The sequence below is a fragment of the Cupriavidus basilensis genome (assembly GCF_008801925.2).
Classification (GTDB): Bacteria; Pseudomonadota; Gammaproteobacteria; order Burkholderiales; family Burkholderiaceae; genus Cupriavidus; species Cupriavidus basilensis.
Window position 1 is genome coordinate 198,514 of sequence record NZ_CP062804.1, and the last position, 24,048, is coordinate 222,561.

23 protein-coding genes and 1 pseudogene are annotated in these 24,048 nt (G+C 66.8%); 13 read left to right on the forward strand and 11 right to left on the reverse strand.

What is annotated here, in order from left to right; translation table 11 throughout:
* Positions 1 to 238: 238 nt before the first annotated feature.
* The 3 genes from F7R26_RS21810 to F7R26_RS21820 all read right to left on the reverse strand — a co-directional run bounded on the left by F7R26_RS21810 (position 239) and on the right by F7R26_RS21820 (position 4,995).
* Positions 239 to 3,253 (reverse strand): c-type cytochrome, encoded by a 3,015-nt coding sequence (locus tag F7R26_RS21810; RefSeq protein WP_241754674.1) that lies wholly within the window; start codon positions 3,251 to 3,253, stop codon positions 239 to 241.
* A complete protein-coding gene (locus F7R26_RS21815) occupies positions 3,250 to 3,756 on the reverse strand; it encodes a (2Fe-2S)-binding protein (protein ID WP_150986542.1) in 507 nt (168 codons plus the stop codon). The genes F7R26_RS21810 and F7R26_RS21815 overlap by 4 nt, the downstream gene beginning before the upstream one ends.
* Before the next feature lie 84 nt (positions 3,757 to 3,840).
* On the reverse strand, positions 3,841 to 4,995 hold the full coding sequence (locus F7R26_RS21820) for an FAD-dependent monooxygenase (RefSeq protein ID WP_150986543.1): 1,155 nt from the start codon (positions 4,993 to 4,995) through the stop codon (positions 3,841 to 3,843).
* A 381-nt stretch (positions 4,996 to 5,376) separates the two neighbouring features.
* Here F7R26_RS21820 and F7R26_RS21825 point away from each other — a divergent pair, with 381 nt between their 5' ends.
* The 4 genes from F7R26_RS21825 to F7R26_RS21840 are packed head-to-tail and all read left to right on the forward strand — an operon-like array spanning position 5,377 to position 8,761.
* Complete coding sequence (locus F7R26_RS21825; RefSeq protein WP_043352885.1) at positions 5,377 to 6,129, forward strand: maleate cis-trans isomerase family protein; 753 nt, start codon at positions 5,377 to 5,379, stop codon at positions 6,127 to 6,129.
* Between the two features lie 28 nt (positions 6,130 to 6,157).
* The gene (locus F7R26_RS21830) at positions 6,158 to 7,000 is read left to right on the forward strand and encodes an alpha/beta fold hydrolase (protein ID WP_150986544.1); all 843 of its coding nucleotides are present in this window, start codon (positions 6,158 to 6,160) and stop codon (positions 6,998 to 7,000) included.
* Positions 7,001 to 7,029: 29 nt separating this feature from the next.
* Complete coding sequence (locus F7R26_RS21835) at positions 7,030 to 8,121, forward strand: M29 family metallopeptidase (protein WP_150986545.1); 1,092 nt, start codon at positions 7,030 to 7,032, stop codon at positions 8,119 to 8,121.
* Positions 8,114 to 8,761: an N-carbamoylsarcosine amidohydrolase gene (locus tag F7R26_RS21840; RefSeq protein ID WP_150986546.1), complete on the forward strand. Its 648-nt coding sequence runs from the start codon at positions 8,114 to 8,116 to the stop codon at positions 8,759 to 8,761. The genes F7R26_RS21835 and F7R26_RS21840 overlap by 8 nt, the downstream gene beginning before the upstream one ends.
* Positions 8,762 to 8,805: 44 nt before the next feature.
* Here the strand turns inward: F7R26_RS21840 and F7R26_RS21845 are convergent, their stop codons facing one another.
* On the reverse strand, positions 8,806 to 9,558 hold the full coding sequence (locus F7R26_RS21845) for a TetR/AcrR family transcriptional regulator (RefSeq protein WP_150986547.1): 753 nt from the start codon (positions 9,556 to 9,558) through the stop codon (positions 8,806 to 8,808).
* Between the two features lie 162 nt (positions 9,559 to 9,720).
* Here F7R26_RS21845 and F7R26_RS21850 point away from each other — a divergent pair, with 162 nt between their 5' ends.
* On the forward strand, positions 9,721 to 11,985 hold the full coding sequence (locus F7R26_RS21850; protein WP_193692261.1) for a xanthine dehydrogenase family protein molybdopterin-binding subunit: 2,265 nt from the start codon (positions 9,721 to 9,723) through the stop codon (positions 11,983 to 11,985).
* Between the two features lie 7 nt (positions 11,986 to 11,992).
* On the opposite strand, the gene F7R26_RS21855 is transcribed toward F7R26_RS21850, so the two are convergent.
* The 3 genes from F7R26_RS21855 to F7R26_RS21865 form a co-directional block, all read right to left on the reverse strand.
* Positions 11,993 to 12,505, reverse strand: a complete 513-nt coding sequence (locus F7R26_RS21855) for a MarR family winged helix-turn-helix transcriptional regulator (protein WP_150992356.1) — start codon at positions 12,503 to 12,505, stop codon at positions 11,993 to 11,995.
* Between the two features lie 123 nt (positions 12,506 to 12,628).
* Positions 12,629 to 13,600, reverse strand: coding sequence for a CDF family Co(II)/Ni(II) efflux transporter DmeF (gene dmeF / locus F7R26_RS21860; RefSeq protein ID WP_150992354.1), 972 nt, complete (start codon positions 13,598 to 13,600; stop codon positions 12,629 to 12,631).
* Positions 13,601 to 13,687: 87 nt separating this feature from the next.
* Positions 13,688 to 13,966 (reverse strand): metal/formaldehyde-sensitive transcriptional repressor, encoded by a 279-nt coding sequence (locus tag F7R26_RS21865; RefSeq protein WP_006157644.1) that lies wholly within the window; start codon positions 13,964 to 13,966, stop codon positions 13,688 to 13,690.
* 308 nt (positions 13,967 to 14,274) lie between these two features.
* Between F7R26_RS21865 and F7R26_RS21870 the strand changes: the two genes are divergently transcribed.
* A complete protein-coding gene (locus F7R26_RS21870) occupies positions 14,275 to 14,715 on the forward strand; it encodes a YbaN family protein (RefSeq protein WP_150992352.1) in 441 nt (146 codons plus the stop codon).
* 15 nt (positions 14,716 to 14,730) lie between these two features.
* Here F7R26_RS21870 and F7R26_RS21875 read toward each other — a convergent pair whose 3' ends face one another.
* Positions 14,731 to 15,408 carry a TetR/AcrR family transcriptional regulator gene (locus tag F7R26_RS21875; protein WP_150992350.1) on the reverse strand — a complete coding sequence of 226 codons (678 nt, stop codon included), beginning with the start codon at positions 15,406 to 15,408 and terminating at the stop codon, positions 14,731 to 14,733.
* Between the two features lie 81 nt (positions 15,409 to 15,489).
* Between F7R26_RS21875 and F7R26_RS21880 the strand changes: the two genes are divergently transcribed.
* Entirely contained in the window at positions 15,490 to 16,506 is a 1,017-nt protein-coding gene (locus F7R26_RS21880; protein WP_150992348.1) for an LLM class flavin-dependent oxidoreductase, read from the forward strand.
* A gap of 9 nt (positions 16,507 to 16,515) precedes the next feature.
* Here the strand turns inward: F7R26_RS21880 and F7R26_RS21885 are convergent, their stop codons facing one another.
* Positions 16,516 to 17,817 carry a cytochrome P450 gene (locus F7R26_RS21885; RefSeq protein ID WP_241754675.1) on the reverse strand — a complete coding sequence of 434 codons (1,302 nt, stop codon included), beginning with the start codon at positions 17,815 to 17,817 and terminating at the stop codon, positions 16,516 to 16,518.
* Positions 17,818 to 18,036: 219 nt separating this feature from the next.
* Between F7R26_RS21885 and F7R26_RS21890 the strand changes: the two genes are divergently transcribed.
* Entirely contained in the window at positions 18,037 to 18,978 is a 942-nt protein-coding gene (locus F7R26_RS21890; RefSeq protein WP_150992344.1) for an AraC family transcriptional regulator, read from the forward strand.
* Positions 18,979 to 19,130: 152 nt separating this feature from the next.
* Here F7R26_RS21890 and F7R26_RS21895 read toward each other — a convergent pair.
* Positions 19,131 to 19,355: pseudogene (locus tag F7R26_RS21895) on the reverse strand (GNAT family N-acetyltransferase); the annotation flags it as partial.
* 210 nt (positions 19,356 to 19,565) lie between these two features.
* Positions 19,566 to 20,558, reverse strand: coding sequence for an EamA family transporter (locus F7R26_RS21900; RefSeq protein ID WP_241754676.1), 993 nt, complete (start codon positions 20,556 to 20,558; stop codon positions 19,566 to 19,568).
* 43 nt (positions 20,559 to 20,601) lie between these two features.
* Between F7R26_RS21900 and F7R26_RS21905 the strand changes: the two genes are divergently transcribed.
* The 5 genes from F7R26_RS21905 (at position 20,602) to F7R26_RS21920 (ending at position 24,048) form a co-directional block, all read left to right on the forward strand.
* A complete protein-coding gene (locus tag F7R26_RS21905) occupies positions 20,602 to 21,384 on the forward strand; it encodes an AraC family transcriptional regulator (RefSeq protein WP_150992342.1) in 783 nt (260 codons plus the stop codon).
* A 211-nt stretch (positions 21,385 to 21,595) separates the two neighbouring features.
* Positions 21,596 to 22,099, forward strand: coding sequence for a helix-turn-helix transcriptional regulator (locus F7R26_RS21910; RefSeq protein WP_150992340.1), 504 nt, complete (start codon positions 21,596 to 21,598; stop codon positions 22,097 to 22,099).
* Positions 22,096 to 22,251 carry a hypothetical protein gene (locus F7R26_RS41615; RefSeq protein WP_338404729.1) on the forward strand — a complete coding sequence of 52 codons (156 nt, stop codon included), beginning with the start codon at positions 22,096 to 22,098 and terminating at the stop codon, positions 22,249 to 22,251. Before F7R26_RS21910 ends, F7R26_RS41615 begins: the two co-directional genes overlap by 4 nt.
* Positions 22,252 to 22,280: 29 nt before the next feature.
* Positions 22,281 to 22,628, forward strand: a complete 348-nt coding sequence (locus F7R26_RS21915; RefSeq protein WP_338404735.1) for a nucleotidyl transferase AbiEii/AbiGii toxin family protein — start codon at positions 22,281 to 22,283, stop codon at positions 22,626 to 22,628.
* A gap of 721 nt (positions 22,629 to 23,349) precedes the next feature.
* Positions 23,350 to 24,048 (forward strand): IclR family transcriptional regulator, encoded by a 699-nt coding sequence (locus F7R26_RS21920; protein ID WP_206702548.1) that lies wholly within the window; start codon positions 23,350 to 23,352, stop codon positions 24,046 to 24,048.

Genomic DNA, 24,048 nt, shown 5'->3' on the forward strand with positions numbered 1-24,048 from the left:
AGCGAGGGCACTGCTTTTCTTCATCCGGCACTCATGTAGTGCCCGCTACATGATAGTTCAGCGTAAGCTACATAAAACAAGCTAGCAAGAGCGTGGTGGTGGTTTTCTCCTCGGGGTTTTCCCCCTGCCGCGCGGCGTATGCACCGGGTAGGCGCGGCAGGGGGCTGCGGCAAGGTGGCTTGCCGGAAAAATGGCGGGCTGATGGCTTCAGGCCGGCCCGGTATTGTTCAGTGCCTGCTTAATGAGTGGGTTGGTGAGTGGGGGCCGCGCGCAGCCGCGCGAGCGTATCGTCCACGTTGTCCCAGGCGGGTTTGTCGGGGGCGAAGCGCTTGCGCAGGTAGTGCACCAGTTGCGTCAGCTGACGGTCGTCCAGGCTCTCGCCAAAGGCCGGCATATAGCCCAGATCGCTTGTCCCCGGCGTGGGAATGCCATCCAGCAGCACGCGGATCAGGTTGTCCGGCTTGTCGCCGTGCAGGTTGCTATTGAGCGCCAGCGACGGCTTGATGCCGAATTGCCTGATGCCCTGGTCGCTCTGGTGGCAGACCGCGCAGGCATTCTGGTACAGGCGCGCGGCGGGTCCGCCAAGCGTGCGCGCGGCGTCGGCGCTGCGTTGCTCAAGCTGCTGCGCCTGTGCGCTGGCCGCCGCCGCATCGGGCTGCGTGTCGCCGAACGATGCCACATAGTGAGCGATGGCGCGCACATCCTCCTCGGGCAGCAGCGCCAGCTCTTCGATTACCGGCGCCATCGGCCCGGCCGCCGCGCCATGATGCGGGGCGTAGCCGGTGCGCAGGTAGGAGAACAGCGATTGCTCCGTCCACGGCACCGGCGCGTGCGACAGCTTGCCCAGCGCGGGCGCCTCCCAGCCTTCGGCCTCGCCGCCGCCAAGATAGCGCCGCCCGCCTTGCTCGGCGCCCAGCGCGTTGCGCGGCGAATGGCAGGCGCTGCAGTGGCCCAGCCCTTCGGCCAGGTAAGCGCCGCGGTTCCACTGCGCCGAGCGGGCCGGATCGGCCTCGAAGGGCTTGGGGCTGTGGAACAGCAGGTTCCATCCGGCCATCAGCGGGCGCAGGTTGTAGGGGAAGGCCAGCGCGGTCTCGGGCGCCTTGGCGCGCACCGGCTCGGCGGCCATCAGGTAGGCGTAGAGCGCCTGCAGATCGCCATCGCTGGTCTTGGCAAAGGCGGTGTAGGGGAACGCCGGGTAAAGATGCCGGCCATCGCGATGAATGCCCTGGCGCATGGCGCGCTCGAACGCCGCGTAGGACCAGTTGCCGATGCCGGTCTCGACATCGGGTGTGATGTTGGTGCTGTAAATGGTGCCGAACGGTGTGTCCAGCGCCAGCCCGCCCGCATTGCGCGCGCCGTTGGGCGCCGTATGGCAGACCGCGCAATCCCCGGCCGCCGCTACCAGCCGGCCACGCTCGATGGTAGCGGCCGAGTAGAAGCCGGCCCCCGGCGGGGCCACCGGGGCGATAGGCGCGCGCCATGGCATGGCTGTGGCGAACAAGCCGGCCGCGGCGGTGGCGCCGGCCAGCAGCCAGTTGCGCTTGCGGGCGGCACCGCGCCTGGGCGTGCCCTCGGGATTGGCCTGCGCGGCCAGCGCAAGCCGGATGCGTTCGCCGCTGAAGGGCGGCTCGCGCAGGCGCACGCCGGTGGCGTCGAAGATGGCATTGGCTACGGCCGGCGCAGCGGACAGGGTGGCGGCGGCGCTCGTGCCGAGCGTGGCGCTGGCGGGGCGCAGCGCACCGGCAACGCGCACTTCCGGCAATTGCTCGGTGGCAAGCGCCGGCAGGCTGGCATTGTGTACCGCGGGCAGGTTGGCGGCGGGCCAGCTATCGAAGCGGCTGCCGTCGACGGTGAGTTGCTGCGCGGCGCGCGCGGCCTCCCGCTGCAAGGCCACGGCATTGGCCCCGCCTTGTTCACCCGCATCGCTGTCGTGTCCTAGCGTGACGCCGGTGACGCTGACCTCGCCGGTGGTGGCATCCACTTCGACTTCCGCCACCCAGGCTGACCAGCTGCGCACGGGCTGGCCGCCATCGGCCGGCCCGGCTTCGATGGTGCTGGCGTACGCAAAGCCGCGTCCGCGCCGTACGTTCTGTTGCGCTTGCGGGCGTTCGCCGCGTGGCTGCCAGTTAGCCTGCGCCGCGACCCGGCGCACGAGGCCAGCGCCGCGCGCGTCGTCGAGATGGCGCAGCCGCAAGGCCACGGGATCCTGCGCGCTAGCCGCCGCCACTTCGTCCAGGTGCGACTCATGCGCGAACACGTGGGCGCGCGCTGCCTGCGCCGGCGTGCTCTCCACGCGCGGCTGTCCCGGCAGGTCGGCCTGCGTCACGCTCAGGCTGTCAAAGCGGTAGGGTGGCAGGATGGCATCGTCGCGCGTGTCGCGTCCGGCGGATGCTTCCGGCGTTATCTCGCTGACCGGCGCTGTCGTGCGGGTCAGCCACAGGGCCAGCGGCGGCGCATGCATGACCGCGGCGCTGCCGCGCGCATCCACGGCCGTGTTGACGGCATAGGCGGCGATCTCGCCATTGGGCGTCCAGGCGCTTTCGATGTGGGTGTTGACCATGGCCTGCGTGGCGCCAAGTTCATGGGCCTCCACGCGTACGCGCACCACTCGCCCGGCCGCATGCGCCAGCAGGGCGGCATCGGCGGCGGCATGGTGGGCGTACAGGGGATCTTCGTCGTGGCCCGGAGCCTGCCAGCAGATCAAGGTAATGCGGTCTTCGCCGATGCCGAGCAGGGCGGCGAGCTCGGCCCGCAACGCGCCGGGGCGACGGCTGGGCAGCCACACGCGCAGCGCGCTGTCGCGCCAGTCCGCAAGCGCGGAGCAGCCGGCGGCTTGCAGGCCGGCGAGTGGCCATTGATAATCCTGCGCGCTGCGGCCGGCGGCATCCGCCATGGCCTGGGCGGCGTCGCCGTGTTCGGCAACGATGCGGCGGGCGAGCGGCAAGCCCGAGGCTGCCGCTGTTGGCGGGGCCTGCCAGCGGGCGTGCAGCGCGTGGGCGGCTTGCAGCGCCTGTGGCGCGGTATCGGCAGCGACGCCGAGAAAGTCGCCCCGGCGCAGTACCGTGGCAACACCGGGCACCGCGCGCGCGGCCGTCTCATCGCAATCGATCAGGCGGGCGCTAAGCAGCGTGCTTGTTTGCCATGCCAGCACGGGCGGACGGACGACGTGCCCGGCCAGCCACTCCCGCTCGGGCGGCGGCTGCCATGCGCCGGGGCCGGCCTGCGCCATGATGAGGTCGTCGCGCCCGCTCATGCCGCGCCATCCCGGCTTGCGGCCTGGCGCAGCAGCGTGCCAGCGCGTTGCACTGCGCGCAGGATCTCCACGTGCGTGCCGCAGCGGCAAAGGTTGAAGCGCAGTGCCTCGCGGATCTGCGCCTCGCTGGGGTCGGGGTTTTCCGCCAGGAGCGCCTTGGCGGTCATGATCATGCCGTTCAGGCAATAGCCGCACTGCGCGGCCTGTTCATCGATAAAGGCTTGCTGTACAGGGTCGGGCTGCCCGCCGGTGGCCAGCCCGTCGAGCGTGGTGATGGCGCGTTGCGCCACCGCTTTCACGGGAATCACGCAGGAGCGCGCCGCCACCCCGTCCACCAGCACCGTGCATGCGCCGCACTGGCCCAGCCCGCAGCCGTACTTAGGGCCGTTGCAAGCAAGGTCATTGCGCAGGACGTAGAGCAGCGGCGTGTCGGGGTCGACCTCGGCATCGAGCTGGTACGTGGTCCGGTTGACCCGGAGGCACAGGGGGCGGGGCGTGTTCATCGGGGGCTTGGGGGCGTTTTGGAACATCACTCGCTCGGGGCCGGGGCCCTGGGGGGGCACCCGGCGGTCTGGCTGGGGCGTGGCTCAGGCTGCGGCGGCCACGCGCCCGGCTTCCACCAGCGGCTCGTTGAACACATCGTAACCGAAGCACCAGTCCGGGTTCTCGTTGGTGCGCAGCCACGTGTTGTTGTGCGAGACCAGTTGCACCTTGCCGGCACGCTCGGCGCGGTTGGCTTCGTACAGCGAGAACGCGGCGCCGAAGTCCGACAGCCCGGTCTGCTGCAGGCAGCGGGTCAGCATGGCCGCGTCTTCGATGGCCATGGCCGCGCCCTGCGCCATATGCGGCTTCATCGGGTGGCAGGCATCCCCCAGCAGCACCAGGCGGCCGCGGCTCCACACCGGCAGCGGATCGCGCTCCAGCAGCGGCCACTTGGTCACTTCCACGGTGCCTTCGATCAGCGATTGCACGCCTTCGTGCCAGCCGTCGAACGCGGCGCGCATTTCCTCGATGCTGCTGGGCAGCCAGCTCTTGGTCATGTCCCAGGTGGGCTCGGGCACGCCGGTGACGTAGTAGATCTCGTCAAGCTTGCTGGTATCGAAGTACACCATCATGTGGCGATCGTCGGACCACCACTTGGTGCAGCGGTCATGGGTGAAGCCCTTGACACGCGCGATCGGGAACACGGCGCGGTGCGCCACGTAGCCGGTGTACTTGGGCGGCTCGGCGCCCAGCAGTGTCTCGCGGATGCGGGAGTTCACACCGTCCGCGCCGATCACGATGTCGGCTTCGTCCACGGTGCCGTCGGCAAAGCTCAGGCGCACCACGTGGCCCAGGTCTTCCACGCTGGCCAGCTTCTTGTCGAACAGCAGCGTGCCGGGCGCCACCGCCTCGGTCAGCAGGGCGTGGAAATCCCCACGGTGCACGGTCAGGTAGCTGGCGCCGTAGTGCGACAGCGCATAGTCCCCAAGCGGGATCTGGGCGATCACTTCGCCGCTTTGCCAGTCGCGGCTGTACCAGTAGTCCGGGTGGCAGCCCATGTCGTTGAGCGCATCTTCGAGGCCGATCCTGCGCATGACCTTCATCACATTGGGCCCGACGTGGATGCCGGCGCCCAGGCGCGAGAACGCCGGAGCCTGCTCATACAGCTTGACTTGGAATCCGGCGCGCTGCAGCAGGGCGGCCGCAACCGTCCCCCCCAGCCCGGCGCCAATGACTGCGATCCGTGGTTTGCCTTGCACGATATTTCTCCTGGCGGTGTGATATGGGTCTGAAGTGGCCGTCTGGCCAATCGGTAAATCGAGTGTACACACGAGAAATTTGCTTGTAAAGAAATGACATGCCACCCCTATGGAAAACCCTTATGCCAAAGTGACAGTCCCGTTTTGATGCCCATAAACCGGGAAATAAAGCACCATATGAGGGGTTGATTCATGAAGTGGGCACTGAAATCGTGCGCCGTGCGCGGTCGAACGTCTTGTTGTACAAATATCGTGTGTACACTACAATCGTTCGCAGGACACGGAGACCGCTGAAGGCTCCGGTCCGGCCGTGCAGGGCGCTTCCCCGCTAAGACGGGCGCCAGGGCGGGTGGACAGAACACACAGATGACGGAGTCGACAGTGCAGAAAATTTTCCGTATCGGCCAGATCGTGCCGAGCTCGAACACCACCATGGAAACCGAGATCCCGGCGATGCTGACGTTGCGCCAGCAGGTGCGCCCCGAACGCTTCACCTTCCATTCCAGCCGCATGCGCATGAAGAAGGTGGTCAAGGAAGAACTGGCCGCCATGGACGCCGAGTCCGACCGCTGCGCGCTGGAACTGAGCGACGCCCGCGTCGACGTGCTGGGCTATGCCTGCCTGGTGGCCATCATGGCGATGGGCCACGGCTACCATCGCGTCTCTGAAAAGCGCCTGCAGGCTCATACCGCCGCCAACGGCGCTGACGCGCCCGTGATCACCAGCGCCGGCGCGCTGATCGACGCGCTCAAGGTCATCGGCGCCAAGCGCATCGCCGTGGTTGCGCCTTACATGAAGCCGCTGACCGAGCTGGTGGTGGACTACATCCGCAACGAAGGCTACGAAGTGGTGGACTGGCGCGCGCTGGAAATCCCCGACAACCTCGAAGTGGGCCGCCACGACCCCGCCAGGCTGCCCGGCATCGTCGCGCAGATGAACACCAAGGATGTGGACGCCATCGTGCTGTCCGCCTGCGTGCAGATGCCGTCGCTGCCGGCGGTGGCCAAGGTGGAAGCCATGACCGGCAAGCCCGTGATCACGGCCGCTATTGCCACCACTTACGCCATCCTCAAGCAGCTCGACCTGGAGCCGGTCGTGCCCGGCGCGGGTGCGCTGCTGTCGGGTGCCTATTGACTACGTCTTCGGTAAAGGGAGCCCAGCAATGAGCGAGTTTCTCCACGGCGGCAACGTGTTCGCCAATGGCATCCGCCAGCATTACCTGCGCTACGGCGGCAGCACCGGCGCGCGCGCGCAGCGCGACGCCGTGGTGATCGTGCCCGGCATCACCAGCCCGGCGGTCACCTGGGGCTTTGTCGGCGAACAGTTCGGCAAGCACTTCGATACCTACATCCTGGATGTGCGCGGGCGCGGCTTGTCCGAGGCGGGCGATGCGCTGGACTACAGCCTGGATGCGCAAGCCGCGGACGTGACGGCGTTCGCGCAGGCACTGGGCCTGGCGCGCTACGCCATCGTCGGCCATTCCATGGGCGCGCGCATCGGCATCCGCGCCGCGCGCGGCAATCCCGCCGGGCTGACGCGGCTGGTGATGGTGGACCCGCCCGTGTCGGGCCCGGGACGGCGCGCCTATCCCTCCCAGCTGCCGTGGTACGTGGACTCCATCCGCCTGGCGCGCCAGGGCATCGATGCCGAAGGCATGCGCCGCTTCTGCCCGACCTGGACAGATGAGCAGTTGCGCCTGCGCGCCGAGTGGCTGCACACCTGCGACGAGCGCGCCATCGTGACGAGCTTCGAGGACTTCCATCGCGACGATGTGCATGCGGACATGCCCTTGGTGCAGGTACCCACGCTGCTGATGGTGGCAGGCCGCGGCGATGTGATCCGCGCGGAAGACATCGAAGAGATTCGCGGCCTGCTGCCTGCCGTGCAGGTTGCCCGCGTGCCGGATGCGGGCCACATGATCCCGTGGGACGACGAGGCCGGCTTCTACCGCGCCTTCGGCGATTTCCTCGGCGCGCCGCTGCTGCAGGACCAGGCTGCCGCCTGAGCTGCCCGCTTCACCAGAAAGGAGAACACATGCCAGTAAGCGATCACGACCTGACCCAGGCATGGCGCCAGGTGCTCACCCTGTCAAAACTGGAGCCGGGCCAGACGGTCACGGTGCTGACCGGCGCCGCCACGCATCCGCAAACGCTGCGCACGGCGCAGATGGCGGCCACCGCGATGGGCGCCATCGTCAACCGGCTGGACCTGCCGCCCGTCAACGCAGACAAGGCGCTCAGCCGCGACGCGCTGGCTTATCTCGGCACTACGCCGCTGACCGGCAACCCGGCCGCCATCGCCGCGCTCAAGGCCAGCGACCTGGTGCTGGACCTGATGACGCTGCTGTTCTCGCCCGAACAGCACGAGATCCTCTCCGGCGGCACCAAGATCCTGCTGGCGGTGGAGCCGCCCGAGGTGCTGGTGCGGCTGGTGCCCACCGAAGGCGACCGCACCCGCGTGAAAGCCGCCACGGCGCGGCTGGCGCGCGCGCGGGAGATGCACATCACGTCCGATGCCGGCACCGACCTGCGCTGCGCGCTGGGCGAGTTTCCCGCCATCAGCGAGTATGGCTTTGTCGATGAGCCGGGCCGCTGGGACCATTGGCCAAGCGGCTTCGTGCTGACCTGGCCGGACGAGGGTGGCACCAACGGGCGCATCGTGCTCGATCGCGGCGACATCCTGCTGCCGATGAAATCCTATGTGCAGGAGCCGATCGACATCACGGTGGAGAAAGGCTACGTGACCCGCATCGAAGGCGGCCTGGATGCCGAGCTGCTGAGCGACTACATGGCCTCGTTCAACGACCCCGAGGCCTACGCCATGTCGCATATCGGCTGGGGCCTGCAGCCGCGCGCGCGCTGGTCCACGCTCGCCATGTATGACCGCGAGGCCACCATCGGCATGGATGCGCGCGCGTTCGAAGGCAACTTCCTGTGCTCCTTCGGCCCGAACAACGAAGCCGGCGGCAGCCGCACCACGGCCTGCCATATCGATATCCCCGTGCGCCATTGCACGGTGCGGCTGGACGCAGAGGCGGTGGTTGAAAAAGGAAAGGTGCTGGATCACGAGTACCAGCAAGCGCAGCAAAGCCAGCAACGAGATGCCAAGGGAGCCATCCATGCATGATGAAGTGAAGACCTACCAGCGCCAGGGCTTCGGCGCCGCGCTGGAACCGAAGGCACCTTACGGCCTGCTGATCATCGACTTCGTCAACGGCTTCGCCGACCCGGCTGTCTTCGGCGGCGGCAATATCCCCCAGGCCATCGCCAACACCGTGCCCCTGCTGGCCACGGCGCGCGAGCAGGGCTGGCCGGTGGCGCACAGCCGCATCGTGTTTGCCGACGACGACAGCGACCACAACATCTTCACGCAGAAGGTGCCCGGCCTGCTGGCCCTGAAGGAAGACAGCCACAACAGCGCCATCGTCGGGCAACTGGCGCCGCGCGCGGGTGAACTGGTGGTGCGCAAGACCGTGCCATCGGCCTTTTTCGGCACCTCGTTGGCCGCATGGCTGAACCAGCGCGGCGTGCAGACGCTGCTGGTGGCGGGCTGCGTGACCAGCGGCTGCGTGCGCGCCAGCGTGGTCGATGCCATGTCGTACGGCTTCCGCCCGCTGGTGCTGTCGGATTGCGTGGGCGATCGCGCTATCGGGCCGCACGATGCCAACCTGTTCGACATGGCGCAGAAGAACGCCACGGTGATGCCGCGCGACGAAGCGCTGGCGATGCTGGCGCGGGCTACGGCCACGGCTACGGCTACGGCTTAAGGGAAAGGCATCCGGCGATGCGCGATGACCGCCGGATGCGAGGCTCAGGCACGCTTGGCGCGTGCCGGCTTCTTGCGGGCGGCGGGCGCCGCCGCCTCGGCTTCGGCCGGGGCCTGCCCAGCCGGGGCGATGCCGGTGCCCGGCACGCAAACCGTGCTCAGCACCGTACGCTGGATCACATCGCGCCAGTGCTCCAGCGCCGGCTTGCTCATCATGGGCTCGCCCAGGAAAGCGCTGAGCGTATGATGATTCGAGTTGTAGAAGTAGCCCAGCGACGCGATCACCAGGTAGATATCGCGGGCGAGCACATCGGGTTGGAACAGCCCGGCAGCCTTGCCGCGCACCAGGATGCCGTCCAGCACAGACAGGGCGTAGCTGGAGATCTCCCGGAGCCGGCTCGACTTCTTGGCATGCTTGCCCTGGCTCATGTTCTCGCTGGACAGGATGGCGACGAACTCGGGATGATCGAGGTAGTAGCCCCAGACGAAGTCGATCAGCTGGGTCAGCGCGCGGACCGGATCCTCGGGGTCGAGCTTGAGCGCCTGCTCGGCCTCGTTGAGCTGGATGTAGATGGTTTCGAGCACTTCGACGAACAGCTTTTCCTTGCTGCCGAAGTAGTAATAGATCATCCGGTCGTAGGTCTTGGCCAGCGAGGAGATCTTCTCCACGCGCCCGCCTTCGTAGCCGCGCAAGGCGAAGACCTTGATGGCGGCCTTGAGGATCTTGGCTCGGGTGTCCTGAGCTTGCCGGGCCCGGGTTCCGGCTGCCGCGCTTTTCTTAGCGGTCGGGGTGCTCATATGTTTGATACGTATTGCTTGTTCGAGCCTGGCAGTATAACGGCCAGGGCGGGCGGCGCCGGAATCCGGCAGTCCGCCAGCGTGCCTACCTGAGACATGGAACGAATGGAAACGACCCCCGGCTCCGGACCCCGGTCCGCCTCTCTTCCCGCATCGGCGCCGATGTCCCCGGGCGCGCAGCGCGACGCCCTGCTGCAGGCGCGCGGCGTGCTGCTGGTGACGCGCGCGCCGCAAGCGGCGCCGCGGCCCGCGCCCGGCCAGCCCGGCGCGGCCTCCGACTACATCGCCGCGCAGCCCGACATGTTCGTGGCGGTGCGCGACACCGGCGAGATCCTGGCCTTCAACGGGCACGTTGACCTGGGCACCGGCATCCGCACCGCGCTGGCGCAGATCGTGGCCGAGGAGCTGGAGGTGCCGGCGGCGCGCGTGGCGATGACGCTGGGCCATACCGAAGCAACGCCCAACCAGGGCCCCACCATTGCCAGCGCCACCATCCAGATCTCGGCGCTGCCGCTGCGCCGCGCGGCAGCGCAGGCCATGGCCTGGCTGCGCGAGCGCGCGGCGCAGCGCCTTGGCGTGGCGCCCGAAGCGCTGATCGCCGAAGATGGCCGCCTGCGCTTGCGCGGCGCAGGCAATGAGAACGCCGAAGGCCTGGCCTACGGCGACCTGCTGGCCGGCGAGCATATCGAGCTGCCGCTGGCCGACGCCATTGCCACCAAGCCGGTCAGCGAATACCGCGTGGTCGGGCGCCCCGCGCCCCGCGTGGACATTCCCGCCAAGGCCACGGCACAGCTCACCTTCGTGCACGATGTGCGCGTGCCTGGCATGCTGCACGGCCGCGTGGTGCGCCCACCCTACGCCGGGCGCGATAGCGGTGGCTTTGTCGGCACCAGCCTGCGCGGCGTCGACCGCGCGTCGATCCGCGATGTGCGCGGTGTCGTCGACGTGGTGGTGCAGGGCGATTTCATCGGCGTGGTGGCGCAGCGCGAGGAGCAGGCCATGCAGGCGGCGCGCCGCCTGCGCGTGGACTGGAAGCCGGCGCCGCCGTTGCCCCCGCTCAGCGAGCCGGAAGACACCGAGGCCGCGCTGCGTGCCAATCCCGCGACGCGCCGCACGCTGGTGGACGAGGGCGACGCCCAAGGCGCCTTCGACTGCGCCGAGCGGATACTGTCGCGCGGCTACGCGTGGCCCTACCAGATGCACGGCTCCATCGGCCCGTCCTGCGCCGTGGCGGACTACCGCGAGGATGGCCTCACGGTCTGGTCCGGCACGCAAAACCCGCATGTGCTGCGCATCGACCTGGCGCGCCTGACCGGCCTGGATGAAGGCTGCATCGAGATCGTGCGGATGGAAGCCGCCGGCTGCTATGGCCGTAACTGCGCCGACGACGTTTGCGCCGATGCGGTGCTGCTGTCGCGCGCGGTGAGGCGCCCGGTGCGGGTGCAGCTCAGCCGCGAGCAGGAACATCTCTGGGAGCCCAAGGGCGCGGCGCAGCTGATGGATGTGCGCGGCGCCGTTGGCCCCGATGGCGAGTTGCTGGCCTACGATTTCGTCAGCCGCTATCCATCCAACGACGCGCCCACGCTGGCGCTGCTGCTGACCGGCGTGGTCGACAACGCGCCGCGCATGCTGCAGATGGGCGACCGCACCGCGGTACCGCCTTACCAGTACGCCGCGACGCGCATCGGTTGCGACGACACGCCAGCCATCGTGCGCGCGTCCTGGCTGCGCGGCGTGTCCGCGCTGCCAAACGTGTTCGCGCACGAGTCCTTCATCGACGAGCTCGCGCATGAGGCCGGCGCCGATCCGCTGGCGTACCGCCTGCGCCACCTGCCTGATGCGCGCGCCACCGACCTGCTGCGCGCGCTGGCGGCGCATGCCGGCTGGCGCGAAGGCGCGCGCGGCACGCGTGGCCAGCCGGACGCGGATGGGCTGCTGCGTGGGCGCGGCGTGGCCTATGCCCGCTATATCCACAGCAAATTCCCGGGCTTTGGCGCCGCCTGGGCCGCCTGGGTGGTGGACCTGACGGTCGCGCCCGAAACCGGCCAGATCGTGGTGGAGCGGCTGGTGGTGGCGCAAGACACCGGCATGATGGTCAACCCCGACGGCGTGCGCCACCAGGTGCAGGGCAATGTGGTGCAGGCGCTTGGCCGCGTACTCAAGGAACAGGTGCGCTTTGACGCCAGCGGCGTGGCCAGCCGCGAATGGGGCAGCTATCCGCTGCTGACCTTTCCCGAGCTGCCGCCCATCGAAGTGTTGCTGATGCCGCGCCAGGAGGAAGCGCCGATGGGCGCGGGAGAATCCGCGTCGCTGCCGGGCGCGCCGGCTATTGCCAACGCGCTGTTCGATGCCACGGGGGTGCGGTTGCGGCGCGCGCCTTTCACGCCGGAGGCGGTGCTCGCGGCGCTGGCCGGCCAGCCCGCCTGAGGCGGGTTTACTCTGGCTCGCCGTCTGGTGCGTTGCCGCGCTCGTCGCGCTCGTCGAACTCGCTCATCTTGCGCAACAGGTAGGTGATCGCCACCCGCTCGGCGGGATTGAGGTCGCCGAACGTCTGCTCGGAGATCTTGTGCGCGAACGGCACGGTCTCCTCGATCAGCGCATGGCCGGCCGGGGTCACCGTGACCACGACCTTGCGGCGGTCATTGGTGTCGTGCGAGACGGCCACCAGCTCGCGCGCCTTGAGGCGCTCGATGATGCCGCGCACGGTGGCCTGGTCGATGGCGGTGGCTCGCACGATTTCGCTGAGCGAGCACGAGCCGCGCTCGTTGACCGCGCACATCACCACGAACTGCGCCGCGGTCAGCTGCGAGTCGGCAATGGTCTGCTGGAAGATCGCCACATGGCGCTGGTAGGCGCGCCGCAGGAGGTGCCCGACCTGCTCGGTGAAATCGTAGTCGGCGGCGGCGGGTTTTTGCGCGGCGGTCTTGCGCGCGGAGGAGTTGGACACGATGGGCGGTCTGCAGGCATGAGATAAACGTGCCTCAGAGTATACCGAGTGGGGCCGCGCGCGGCGCGTTTTTTGCGCGTGCACGGCCCCGCGCCCGCAATCCGCTCAATCCGCTCAATCCGCTCAATCCGCGCACCGGTGGATTTCCACGGTGATATGCACGAGCTCTTCATGCACGGCAAGGGCGCTCCTGACGCGCGCTGCCGTCAGCGCGGGGTCGTGCGTCACCAGGCTGACAAGGCAGGAGAATTTCTCCTTACCCACTCGCCAGACATGAAGGTCGGCAACACGGGTACCCTCGTCGCCGGTATCGAAAGCCTGCAACACTTCGCGTACCTCGTCCACGACCGGATGGTCCATTTCGCGATCGAGCAGAACGACGCCGGTTTGCTTCAGCAGGCCGAAGGCCCACGCGCCGACCAGCCCGGCGCCAACGATGCCCATGACCGGGTCGAGCCAGCGCCACCCGAGCAGCCAGCCTCCGGCCAGTGCCAGAATGGCAAGCACCGATGTCGCGGCATCGGCCAGCACATGGACGTATGCCGAGCGCAAATTCAGGTCATGCTGGTGATGGCCGCCATGGCCATGCGCGTGTCCATGTTGGTGCCCATGCTCATGCCCAGGTTCGTGGCCATGGTCATGCGCATCGCCCAGTATCAGCGCGCATCCTATATTGACAAGCAGTCCGATGACCGTGACTGCCATGGCCTCCTTGTAGTGAATTGCCTGCGGACTGAAGATCCGTTCAACGGACCCGAAGACCATCAAGGCTGCGATGCCGAGAAGAAAGATCGCACTGGCGAATCCCGCCAGGATTTCAATCTTCCAGGTGCCGAAGGCGAATCGATGGTCATGGGCATAGCGCCGCGCCGCAACATAGGCAAAGGCGCTCAACCCGATGGCAAGCGCGTGGGAACTCATATGCCAGCCGTCTGCCAGCAGCGCCATCGAGTTGAACCAGAGGCCGGCGGCGATTTCCACAACCATCATCGCCGCGGTGATCAGCATCACGAGGCGCGTGCCTCGCTCGGCGGCCTTGTTGCCTGAGTCGAATACGTGGGTGTGGGTCCACGGGGTGAGGTCATGTGTATGCATGTTCGATCTGCTGCAGTTTCGTGGCGATTCGAGCGTGAGCGGGTAGTAAACCGTGAAGCGGGTAATAGACTGAGTGAGTCAGGCTACTCATTTGAAGTAGCTGTGCACCACCTCGATGAGCTGCTCCCTGGCGTCGCCTTCGGACTCGCCATGGGCTGGCTCGGCTTCGACAAGGTGCGTGCGGATGTGGTCTTCCAGTACCACGGCCAGCAGGCCGTTCATGGCCCCACGGCAACTCGTGATCTGCTGCAGCACCCCCACGCAGCCTTGCTCCTCCTCAAGTGCGCGTTCGATGGCATCAATCTGCCCCCGGATGCGGCGCACCCGGTTCAGCAACTTCTGTTTCTCGCGGATGGTGTGGCTCACGGCTTCGCCTCGAATATAGTATGGGGGAGTATATATTCCCAGCCGGGAAAGGGACGATGACCTTGCAAGCCGCCGGGTTTTGCCCGCTGCGTGGTACGTGGCAAGTCTTCCTGTTCGTCCCATCATGAGAGGCGTTGACCACCTGCGTCTCGCGCGTGGACAATGGGCCAGTCGTGCCTCCTGCCAGAACCGAGAGAACTGCCAAATGCCTTCTGCCGTTGCTGCAGCGGTTGCCGCCGCCTGCAGGCTTTCACTGCCGCGGTGCCGCTTGCGCTGTGCGCCAACTGCGACATTCGCGGTGACCGGTCTTGGATGACGCCGATACGGCTTCGCCGGTACCGGGCGCCAACCCGAGCGATCCGCCGCTGCGGCTGGCGCGTACCCGCACGGCACGTGCGTTGCTGACCGCGCTGGCGTTGCTGAGCCTGGGGGTGGCCATCCTCGGGCTGTTCGTGCCCGGCCTGCCCAGTACCGAATTCATCCTGCTGTCCGCCTGGGCCGCGGCCAAGGGGTCGCCGCGCCTGCATGCGTGGCTGCTTGGCCATCGCGTGTTTGGCCCGATGCTCTACAACTGGCACAACGGCCGCATGGTGAGCCGCCGCGCCAAGTGGAGCGCCACGGCGGCCATGAGCATCTGCAGCGCCGTGCTGCTGTTCGGCATGCATCGGCCCTGGCTGGCCTACGGGGCAATTGCCTGCATGGCTTGCGTGCTGGTGTGGCTATGGCGCCGGCCCGAGCCGGCGGCCTGATGCCGCACCCGCAAGCTACGCTGCCTGGGTTTCGTGCGGCGGGGCTTTCTTTACCGCTTTTACTGCCTTCACCGCCTTTACCGGCCAAGCCAGCATCGCGGTAGCGGCCAGTGCTTCGAGCGCGGCGCGCGACGCGCCATCGCGCGCCTGCATCGACATCCCCTGCATGACCGTGTTGAAGAACTTGGCCAGTGCTGATGCATCCGTGCCGGCCGGCAGTTCGCCGCGCCGGATGCCCTGCTGGATACAGGCCTGCAGGGCTTGCTCCTTTTCCTTGCGGCGCTGGCGCAGCGTGTCTTCGATATAGGCGCAGTCGGCCGAGCAGCTGGTGCCCGTCATCAGGAAGCAACCGGCGGGGTTGCCCTTGGCGCTGAACAAGGCGGCCGCGCCGGCGAGCAGGCTGCGCACGGCGTCGTGCGCGCTGCCAGCGCCTTGCAGCGGCGCGTAGAGCAGCGCGCCGTGGGTATCCGCATAGCGGTCCACGGCTTCATAGAACAATTGCTCCTTGCTGCCGAACGCGGCGTAAAGGCTGGGCGCGGTGATGGCCATGGCCTCGGTGAGCGCGGAGATCGAAGTGGAGCTATAGCCATAGCGCCAGAACAGCGACAGGGCCTGGCCCAGCGCCTCGTCGCGATCGAACTGCCTGGGCCGTCCGCGGCCCGCACCGGAAACACTCTTTTTCATAGTGGTCATTATATTTTTCCGTTGCCAGTGACGCCAGTGGTGATTAGTATAGTGATCGTTCAATAAATTGCTGCGCCGCAGTCGCTCGCCATGATCCCCTATTCCCTGCTTGACCTGTCGCCCATCGTGGAAGGCGGCGACGCCGGCCAGGCCATGCGCAATTCGCTCGCGCTTGCCCAGCACGCCGAGCGGTTGGGCTACCAGCGCTTCTGGCTGGCCGAGCATCACAATATGCCCGGCATCGCCAGCGCCGCCACGGCGGTGCTGATTGGCTACGTTGCCAACGGCACGTCCACGATCCGCGTCGGTTCCGGCGGCATCATGCTGCCCAACCATTCGCCGCTGGTGGTGGCCGAGCAGTTCGGCACGCTGGCCTCGCTGTTCCCCGGCCGTATCGATCTTGGCCTGGGCCGTGCACCCGGTACCGACCAGTCCACCGCCCGCGCGCTGCGCCGCAGCGCCACGCAGGATACGGCCGATGCTTTCCCGCAGGACGTGGAGGAGCTGCAGGCCTACTTCGACGACCCGCGTCCCGGCCAGCGCTTGCGGGCGGTGCCCGGCGCGGGCCTGAAGGTGCCGCTGTGGCTGCTTGGTTCCAGCTTGTTCAGCGCGCAGTTGTCGGCGGCGATGGGCCTGCCCTTCGCGTTTGCCTCGCACTTTGCGCCGGGCTTCATGCGCCAGGCGGTGGACCTGTATCGCAAGACCTTCCAGCCGTCGGCGCAGCTCTCCAAGCCGCATGTGATGCTGGGGCTCAATGTGTTCGCGGCGGATTCGGACGCGCAGGCGCGCCGGCTGTTCAGCTCGCTGCAGCTGCAGTTCCTGGCGCTGGTGCGCGGCAGTCCCGGCCCGATCCGGCCCCCGGTGGATAACATCGAGCTGATGTGGACGGAGACCGAGGCCACGCATATCCGGCGCTCGCTGGCGTGCACGGTGGTGGGTGATCCGGAAGGCGTGCGCAATGGCTTGCGCAATTTCATCGAGGAGTTCCGGCCGGATGAGTTGATGTTGACGGCGCAGATCCATGACCATGAAGCCCGCCTGCGCTCGTTCGAGATCGCGGCGCAGGCGATGCGGGCGGTGGAGCCGGTGGCCAGGGCCGCGATCTGAACGGCGGCCTTATCGCCCGGCGCGCGCCGCCTCAGACGGAGCAAGCCGCAGGTGCAGGGGTTGCTCTGGCCGCAGCGTGATATGGAACACGGGCCGTGGCGCGGCCATGCCGTCGGGCACCGACAGTGCAAAGCGTTGCAGAATCATCGCCGCGACCACCGTCATCTCGGTCATTGCCAGGTGCTGTCCCAGGCAAACGCGGGGTCCGGTGCCAAAGGGCAGGTAGGCGCCGCGCGGCACCGCCGGTGCTTCGGGGCCGAAACGTTCGGGCTGGAATGCCAGCGGCTCGGGGAACCATCTCGGGTCGTGGTGCATCAGCTGCACCGGCACCATGAACTGGGTGCGCGCGGGCAGCTGCCATGAGCCCAGCGTGATTGGCCGCGTGGAGCGGCGGCTGCTGAGCATCGGCGCGGCCGGGTGCAAACGCAGCGTCTCTTGCAGCGTCTGGGTCAGGTAGCGCAGCAGCGGCAGGGTTTCTGCCGTTGGCGCGCGGCCCTGCAGCACCCGCCGGACTTCCTCTGCCGCCGCGGTCTGCGCGGCCGGGTTTGCCGCCATGTTCCATGTCCACCAGGTTAGTGTCGCCGCGGCGGTTTCATGCCCGGCGAGGAACGTCGTCATGCACTCGTCGTGCACGGCTTGCAGCGGCCATGCGGCCGCGTCGTCGCGGTGCAGTTGCAGCAGACGGGTCGCCAGGTCGTCGGGCCAGGTGTCACGCGGCAGCTTCAGCCGGGCTTGCAGATGGTGGTCGATCAAGCCGTTGAGCGTGGCCAGGGCTTGCCGCTTGGCGCGCTTCCAGGGCGCCCAGTCGGGCCAGCTCGCGGGCCAGTAGAACTCGGCGTTGGCCGCCGCCATGGCCGTGCGCGAGGCTTGCTCGGCGATGCGGGCGTGCGCGCCGATCTCGCTCGAAAACACCATCCGCATGATCACATCCATTGCCAGCGACGTGAGCGCGTTCTCGATTGGCCAGTTTCCCGCGCTATCCGGCCAGTGAACCAGCGCCTGCCCGGCGGCGCCAGCCATGGTCGGTACGAAGGCCTGTACTGCCTTCGGCGAGAAGTTCGGCTGCAAGGCGTGCCGCTTGCCTCGCCACGCGTCCCCCTCGGCAATCAGCACGCTGTTTCCATGCAGTTGCGCAAAGACGCGCATGCCGCGCTCCCAGCGGATCAGCGCGTCGTGGTGTGTGACCAGCAATTCGCGCGCGAGCTGCGGGTCGGTGACGATGATCTGATGCTCAGGCCAGATGCGCACGTGCACCACATCGCCGAATGCCCGCTGCCACGTGGCCAGCATGCCAAGCAGATCACGCGACATGCCGCGCAGGAAGCGCCATCCGGTCAGGCCGGCAGGCGGCCCGGGGGGCCAGACGCCAGGAGGATGGAGTACGGGCTGGTGGGACGGGGCACCCGCATGAAATGGACAATCCGGGGACGATGAGGTATTCATTCGACCCATCGTCCACCATCCTGCGGCGCCGGTCTTGAACGCAAACGACATGGCCACGCGCTCCAAAGGCTCCCTGTTTTTCGCGCGATGCTCTCCACCGAACTGCCGCCCTTGCCGCCACACTGCCCCGATCCGCTAGCGCGCGCCCCGCGCGCGCCGGGCGAAGCGAAGACCGTGCGCGACCGTCTGTACCTCGCGCCGCCCGCCTTGCAGGGCGCGGTTGCCGCCGTCGTCCACCGCGATACGCGCGGCTTGAACTTGAGCAGCGCGCAGCGGCTGTCGCATGTCGCAGCCACGCCGCTGGTGTGTCTTTCGTGGTACCAGGGCCTGGATGCGGGGCTTGTCGAGCGCACCGGCGGCAGCCCGCAGTGGCGGCCATTCGGCGCGGCGGTGGTGGTCTCGGGCAGCCAGTCCCGTCCTACGGTGGGCTGGGCACCGACCACCGGGCGTGCTGGCACGGTGTGCTTCGCGGCGGATGCCGCGCGGGTATTGCTTGGCCTGGACCTGGCTGCCGTGCAGGACCGCTTTGTCGCCGCCCATGCAGTGCTCGATGCCGCCTGGTGGCCATTCCTGCAGGCGCTGCTCGATGCTGCTGACGACGCGGCCACGCAGGCCGCATTGGAACTGCACCTTGCGCCGCGCTGGCAGGCGCTGCAGGGCGGCACGTCGCCCATGCCCTCGCTGCGCCGGTTTGGCCGCCATTGGGTCGAACGCCTGGCCTGGCAAGCTAACGCATGGCTGCGCACGCACAGCCCGCGCCAGGTCGAGCGCCGCATCAAGGCGCACAGCGGGCGATCGCTGCGCCAGTGGCAGTCGCTCGTCAAGACCGAAGGCGTGTTCTTTTCCGCGCGGGACCGCTACGAGGCGGGCCTGCCCTTCGATTGGGCAGGGCTGGCCCAGGACGAGGGCTTTGCGGATCAAGCCCATTTGAGCCGCGCCTCCAAACAGATCACCGGCTTTTCGCCGAGCGAGTTTGCGCGGCGCTTTGACGAAGACGAATCGTTCTGGCTGTACCGGTTGTGGGTGTGAGCCGCCTGGAGCCAACCACTAGGTCAGCTTGCGCGCCGGCGTTTCGGTGCCCGGGAGGCGGCCACGGCAGGTGACGAAGCTGTCACGGGGGTTGGCGCCGGCGCGCGCGCTCGCCTTGCCCGCATCGACTTGTGCGGATGGCGCCGATGCGCTCAGAGGTGCTTGTAGAAGAACGTTGTCCCGCAGAACTCGCCGTCCGGCATCAGCGCGTACTTCGGCACCGCGCCGGCGCGCTGCCATCCCGCGCGCTGGTACAGGCGCTCGGCGTCGCCGCCGGTCACAGTGTCGAGCACCAGCACCGACTTGCCCGCCTCGCGCGCGGCATCGTCCAGGGCCGCCAGCAGCCGCTGCGCTACGCCGCGGCGGCGGGCCTTGCGGGTGGGATTCTTGTAGACGATGGGGCGGTCCAGCCGCATGGACAGGCAGTCGCCGGTTTCCAGGCGCCAGTGCTGGTCGCCCACTGTCATTTCCATGATTCAACGCAACTGGAACCTGCCGACGCGCAGAGCGCGTTTCAGACCTCGGAAGTCAAAAAGTTGGAGCGCACTTCGGGCCGGGGCCGGGGCCGGGGGCTGGGTCGGTGCCGCTCAAGGCTCCCTCATGGAGACTTGGCTTTCAAGGGGCCGGCGCACAACGGGCTGCCTTGCCGGCAGGATGCGGCCCCTGTTCATGCCGACGGCGAGTGCCAGCAGGATCAGCGCGATGCAGGCCCCATCCGAGGCGCTGGGACGTTGGCCGATGATGAACAGGGAACTGACGATGCCGAACACCGGAATCAGCAGCGACAGGGGCGCAACCCGCGATACCGGGTACTCGCGCAAAAGCAGGTTCCATCCCCAGTAGCAGAAGTGCGTTGCGCCGTAGGCCTGGAACGCCAGTGAAAACATGGCGGCCCCCCTCAAATGCGAGGGCAACGCGGTAAATGGCCCCGGCCCATGCAGCAGCCAGGTCAACAGAAACAGCGGAATCGGCGGGAACAGGCTGGCCCACACCACGAAGGCGAAGATCTCGCGCACCTTGGACACCTTGATGACGATATTGCCAATGCTCCAAGCCAGGGCGCTGACCATCACCAAACTAAAACCGATTGTGGTGGCCTTGCCGGGACTGCCCAGCAGGATGCCCACCAGCCCGATGGCGGCCAGCACCATGCCGATCAACTGGGGTAACGCCAGGCGTTCACGGAACAACAGCACGCCCCAGCCCAACGTGAAGAATGCGCTGAACTGAATCAACAAGGAGGCGCTGCCGGGCGGCACGCCCATCGCGATCCCCAGGTTGATCAACGCCCACATTGCCACGCCGAAGATCAAGCCATAGACCGCTAGCCAATGGAAGGCCACCTGCGGACGTTTCACGAAGAACACCCACGGCAAAGCGGCCAGCGTAAAACGGATGGCCGTCAACAGCAGTGGATCGATCCCGGCAAGCCCGAGTTTGGTGATGGGAAAGTTGAATCCCCAAACGGCCGTCACGACGACGGCCAGCAACAGGTGTTTTCTTTGCATGGTCAGTGTGTCTCTTGCTGGCTGCAAGGCGTAAAGCGCTGGCATCGACGGAAATTTGCCGGAAATCCGCATGGCCTGCTTTCGATTACAGGTCAAAAAGCAATAAAATCAGGCCATGCGGAAAATCACGATCGATCCCTACGAGAACACGCCGCGCGATGCCGTCGTGACGGCGCGAGACTACGCGGATGGCGAGCTGTTCCCATCGCACCGCCATCAGCGCGGGCAATTCGCCTACGCCGCGCGTGGTGTCATCACGGTACGCACCGACGAGGGCAACTGGGTGGTGCCGCCCCAGCGCGCCGTCTGGGTGCCGTCCCGGCTGCCACACGCCATGCAGATGCGCGGCCCGGTCACCATGCTCAACACCTACATCCGCGCGCAGGCCGTGCAGCGGCTTGGCTTGCCTGCGCATTGCCAGGTCTGCGACGTGTCGCCGCTGTTGAGGCAATTGCTGGAGCAGGCGCTGGCGGTGCCCACGCACTATGCAGCTGGCGGGCGCGACGGCTATCTGATGGGTTTGTTGTTGCACGAGATCGCCGCCATGCCCGCGCTATCTCTCAATGCGCCATTGCCCGCGGAGCCGCGTCTTGATCGCGCTTGCCGCGAGTTCCTGGCGTTCCCCTCGCTGGAAATCGGCATCGACGACATGGCGCAGCGCACCGGCATGAGCCGCCGCACCTTTACCCGTCAGTTTCGGCTGCACACCGGCGTCAGCTATATCGAATGGCGGCAACAAGCCTGCCTGCTCGCAGCCGTGGTTAGGCTCGGCAATGGCGAACCTGTCACGCGCGTCGCCATGGAGCTGGGTTACAGCAGCGCAAGTGCATTCGCGACCGTCTTCAAGCATGTCCTGGGTGAGGCGCCTAGCCGATACTTCGCAACGCATAGGGCTTAGAGGCCGGTTCAAAAAATCTGACGTTGTTTGGTCGCACGCGGCGAGCTGGCCAAGACGCTGCGGCACCTGGCGGACAAGGTCGCGCGTATCGACGTGGTCGACATCTCCGGCTCCGATGAAGCCGTGTGCGGCACATAGCACGCCAATTGCCGAAGGAACATTTGTCCGTTTATGTCGTCTATACTTGACAAATAAATCGGAGGTTGTCGCCATGAACCCTGCCCTCCTGGGTAATACGATTCAACACAAGCGGATCGCCCTCGGCTTGACCCAGCAGCAACTGGCGGATATGGCCAAACTGTCACGCCAGTCCCTAAACGGTATCGAGCATGGAACCGTGAACGCCACGCTCGAAACGCTGGGCCGGCTGATGGACGTCCTCGGCCTGGCGCTTGATGTGTACGATCCCGAAGCCGACCGCCAAGCCAGAGGCATGCCGACCCGCGCGCTATGGATGGCCGTGAAGGGCGCAAACGTTAGTTATACCGGCGAGCTCACGCCTGACCAGCTTGAATGGGCGCTGGCCACTGGCGAGGTGCCGGCGGAGTTTCGTCCGCAAGTAGCCCAGGTTCTGGATGAGGCGCCACTGCAACTCGTCACCAAGGTAGTGGCCGAGGTGGCGGCGAAGCAGCACCGGAAACCGGCCGATATCTGGAAGAACCTCAGACGGCTCGCGCAGTCATTGATGGCGACACGCGGAGGGCTGTGGGCATGAAGATTGAGCTCCAGGGTGACATCTGGGAAAGCCTGTTCCCTCACGCCTTCACGCTGATGGAGGAGGTCAGGAAGCACGGGGGTATCGAGCCGTTCTGGACCTTCGGAGGCGGGACGGTCCTGATGCTCCGGTACCGCCATCGCCCAACCTGACCGACGAGCCATTCGAGGTCTGGGAGATCCTGGGGCAGCCAGTCAAAGTGGAGACCGCAGCCGAAATCGTTGCCAAGAAGCTTTACCATCGGGGCGACCGCGCCACCGCACGGGATTTCTTCGACCTGGCCGTCGTGGTCGAGCAAGAATCAATAGCCCTCGCGCATGCCGCGCCGTTTCTGCTTAGGCATGCAGCAGCCTTCCTGGGCCAAATCGAGGCGGGCCCGCCGATCATGCGCGAGCAGTTCGCCAGGATCCAGCGGATCAGCTTCGACCGGAGCTTTGATGAGTGTGTCGCGCTGGCGCGGGATTTTCTTAATTCGCTGCGGGAAACCGATGACTCTCCGCAGAGGGCGCGGGAACGACAGCGCCTGTAGATCTCTCGAAGTGCGCGGCGCTCGGTAGCGCTAGCCCGCTCCTGCGCGGCCAAGTTGGCGTGGCCCTCGGTATCAAGTTCACCGCCTCACTGAAAGACGCGGCATTGGCCGCATCGTTCTTATCAGTTCTGGCGCCTGGTGGGCGATATGATCCGCGTGGACCTGCCGTCGCTGTCTTCCGGAAAGGATGATCAATCCGTCGATGGTTTCGGTGGACACTTCGGCCTCGGGTGACTGAGTAGAGAAAGCGTTCATGCCCCCCGACCAACGCGATCGAAACAATAAGCCGCCGCAGGCTGCAAGGCTGCTGCATTCCAACGCGAGTTGGAGCCGCACGGTTCTTGCGCGACGCTCAAGTAAGGCGCGCAATCTACGTTGATCTATAATCCACACCGGCTTTCCTGAACCCGTGTTTCGGGGCAGCAGGCGTCCTTGATGCACCCATAGGGCACGCATCACGCTGCTGCAATACGATTCTGCCCATGGACCGGCGCACCGAGGATGAAGGATCTACCTCAGCATGGCAGTTGGCAGACTTTCTCTCTTCCGCCGTCCTACATCCGTGCAACCATTTGAGTATTGAAGAATGCGGAAGTCAGAGTCATCGGTCGCCGCCGCGGCACCGTCCCCCACCCCACTCTCCGAATACCCCGGAGAGGACCCCCGCGCCGCGAGGGCAGGCATCCAGGTCATTGCGCGGGCGGCGGAAATACTGCGCACGTTGAGCAGCCACCCAGGTGGCCTGAGTCTCGGCGCCATTGCAAAAGATGTGGATTTGCCGCGCTCGACCGTGCAGCGGATTGTCGATGCCCTGGGCGCGGAGGGTCTGACAATGTCCGCTTCGGGCGGCAGTGGCGTGCGGCTTGGTCCGGCTATCCTCTCGCTGGCCAACGCGACGAAGTTCGAGATCGCGGATATGGTCCGCGACGCGCTTGTCGACTTGTCGAAAGCGACGGGAGAAACGGTGGACTTGTCGATACTGGATCAGAACAAGGCGGTGTTTATCGATCAGGTACAGGGCACGCATGTGCTGCGGGCCGTTTCCGCTGTCGGAGCCGCGTTCCCGTTGCATTGCTCGGCGAATGGCAAGGCCCTGCTCGCCATGCTGGACGACGCAGCCCTGGCCAAGGTCAAAGGCAAGCTGAAGTTCGAGCAGCTGACACCGCATACCCTTCGCAGCTGGGAAGATCTCGCAAAGGATATTGAGTCGACGCGGGCCACCCATGTCGCCGTGGATCGCGAGGAAAACTCATTGGGGATTTGCGCCGTCGCAATCGGCTTGCTCGGGCCAATGGACCAGCGCATCGCTATCTCGGTGCCGACCCCGACCCACCGTTTCGTGCAAAGCGAAGCGCTTCTCACTGAGAAGCTCGTGGAATGCAGGGCGCGGCTCCTGGCAGGACCGCTGCGCAGGGCCTGA

What these genes read in the sequence shown, in the direction of transcription:
- F7R26_RS21835 (WP_150986545.1), top strand. Translation starts at nt 7,030, where the DNA reads ATGCCAGTAAGCGATCACGACCTGACCCAGGCATGGCGCCAGGTGCTC.
- F7R26_RS21885 (WP_241754675.1), bottom strand. Translation starts at nt 17,817, where the DNA reads ATGTCGCGTGATCTGCTTGGCATGCTGGCCACGTGGCAGCGGGCATTC.
- F7R26_RS21900 (WP_241754676.1), bottom strand. Translation starts at nt 20,558, where the DNA reads ATGCGGATTTCCGGCAAATTTCCGTCGATGCCAGCGCTTTACGCCTTG.
- F7R26_RS21850 (WP_193692261.1), top strand. Translation starts at nt 9,721, where the DNA reads ATGTCCCCGGGCGCGCAGCGCGACGCCCTGCTGCAGGCGCGCGGCGTG.
- F7R26_RS21815 (WP_150986542.1), bottom strand. Translation starts at nt 3,756, where the DNA reads ATGAACACGCCCCGCCCCCTGTGCCTCCGGGTCAACCGGACCACGTAC.
- F7R26_RS41615 (WP_338404729.1), top strand. Translation starts at nt 22,096, where the DNA reads ATGAAGATTGAGCTCCAGGGTGACATCTGGGAAAGCCTGTTCCCTCAC.
- F7R26_RS21810 (WP_241754674.1), bottom strand. Translation starts at nt 3,253, where the DNA reads ATGAGCGGGCGCGACGACCTCATCATGGCGCAGGCCGGCCCCGGCGCA.
- F7R26_RS21875 (WP_150992350.1), bottom strand. Translation starts at nt 15,408, where the DNA reads ATGACCACTATGAAAAAGAGTGTTTCCGGTGCGGGCCGCGGACGGCCC.
- F7R26_RS21910 (WP_150992340.1), top strand. Translation starts at nt 21,596, where the DNA reads ATGAACCCTGCCCTCCTGGGTAATACGATTCAACACAAGCGGATCGCC.
- F7R26_RS21880 (WP_150992348.1), top strand. Translation starts at nt 15,490, where the DNA reads ATGATCCCCTATTCCCTGCTTGACCTGTCGCCCATCGTGGAAGGCGGC.
- F7R26_RS21890 (WP_150992344.1), top strand. Translation starts at nt 18,037, where the DNA reads ATGCTCTCCACCGAACTGCCGCCCTTGCCGCCACACTGCCCCGATCCG.
- F7R26_RS21845 (WP_150986547.1), bottom strand. Translation starts at nt 9,558, where the DNA reads ATGAGCACCCCGACCGCTAAGAAAAGCGCGGCAGCCGGAACCCGGGCC.
- F7R26_RS21830 (WP_150986544.1), top strand. Translation starts at nt 6,158, where the DNA reads ATGAGCGAGTTTCTCCACGGCGGCAACGTGTTCGCCAATGGCATCCGC.
- F7R26_RS21905 (WP_150992342.1), top strand. Translation starts at nt 20,602, where the DNA reads ATGCGGAAAATCACGATCGATCCCTACGAGAACACGCCGCGCGATGCC.
- dmeF (WP_150992354.1), bottom strand. Translation starts at nt 13,600, where the DNA reads ATGCATACACATGACCTCACCCCGTGGACCCACACCCACGTATTCGAC.
- F7R26_RS21840 (WP_150986546.1), top strand. Translation starts at nt 8,114, where the DNA reads ATGCATGATGAAGTGAAGACCTACCAGCGCCAGGGCTTCGGCGCCGCG.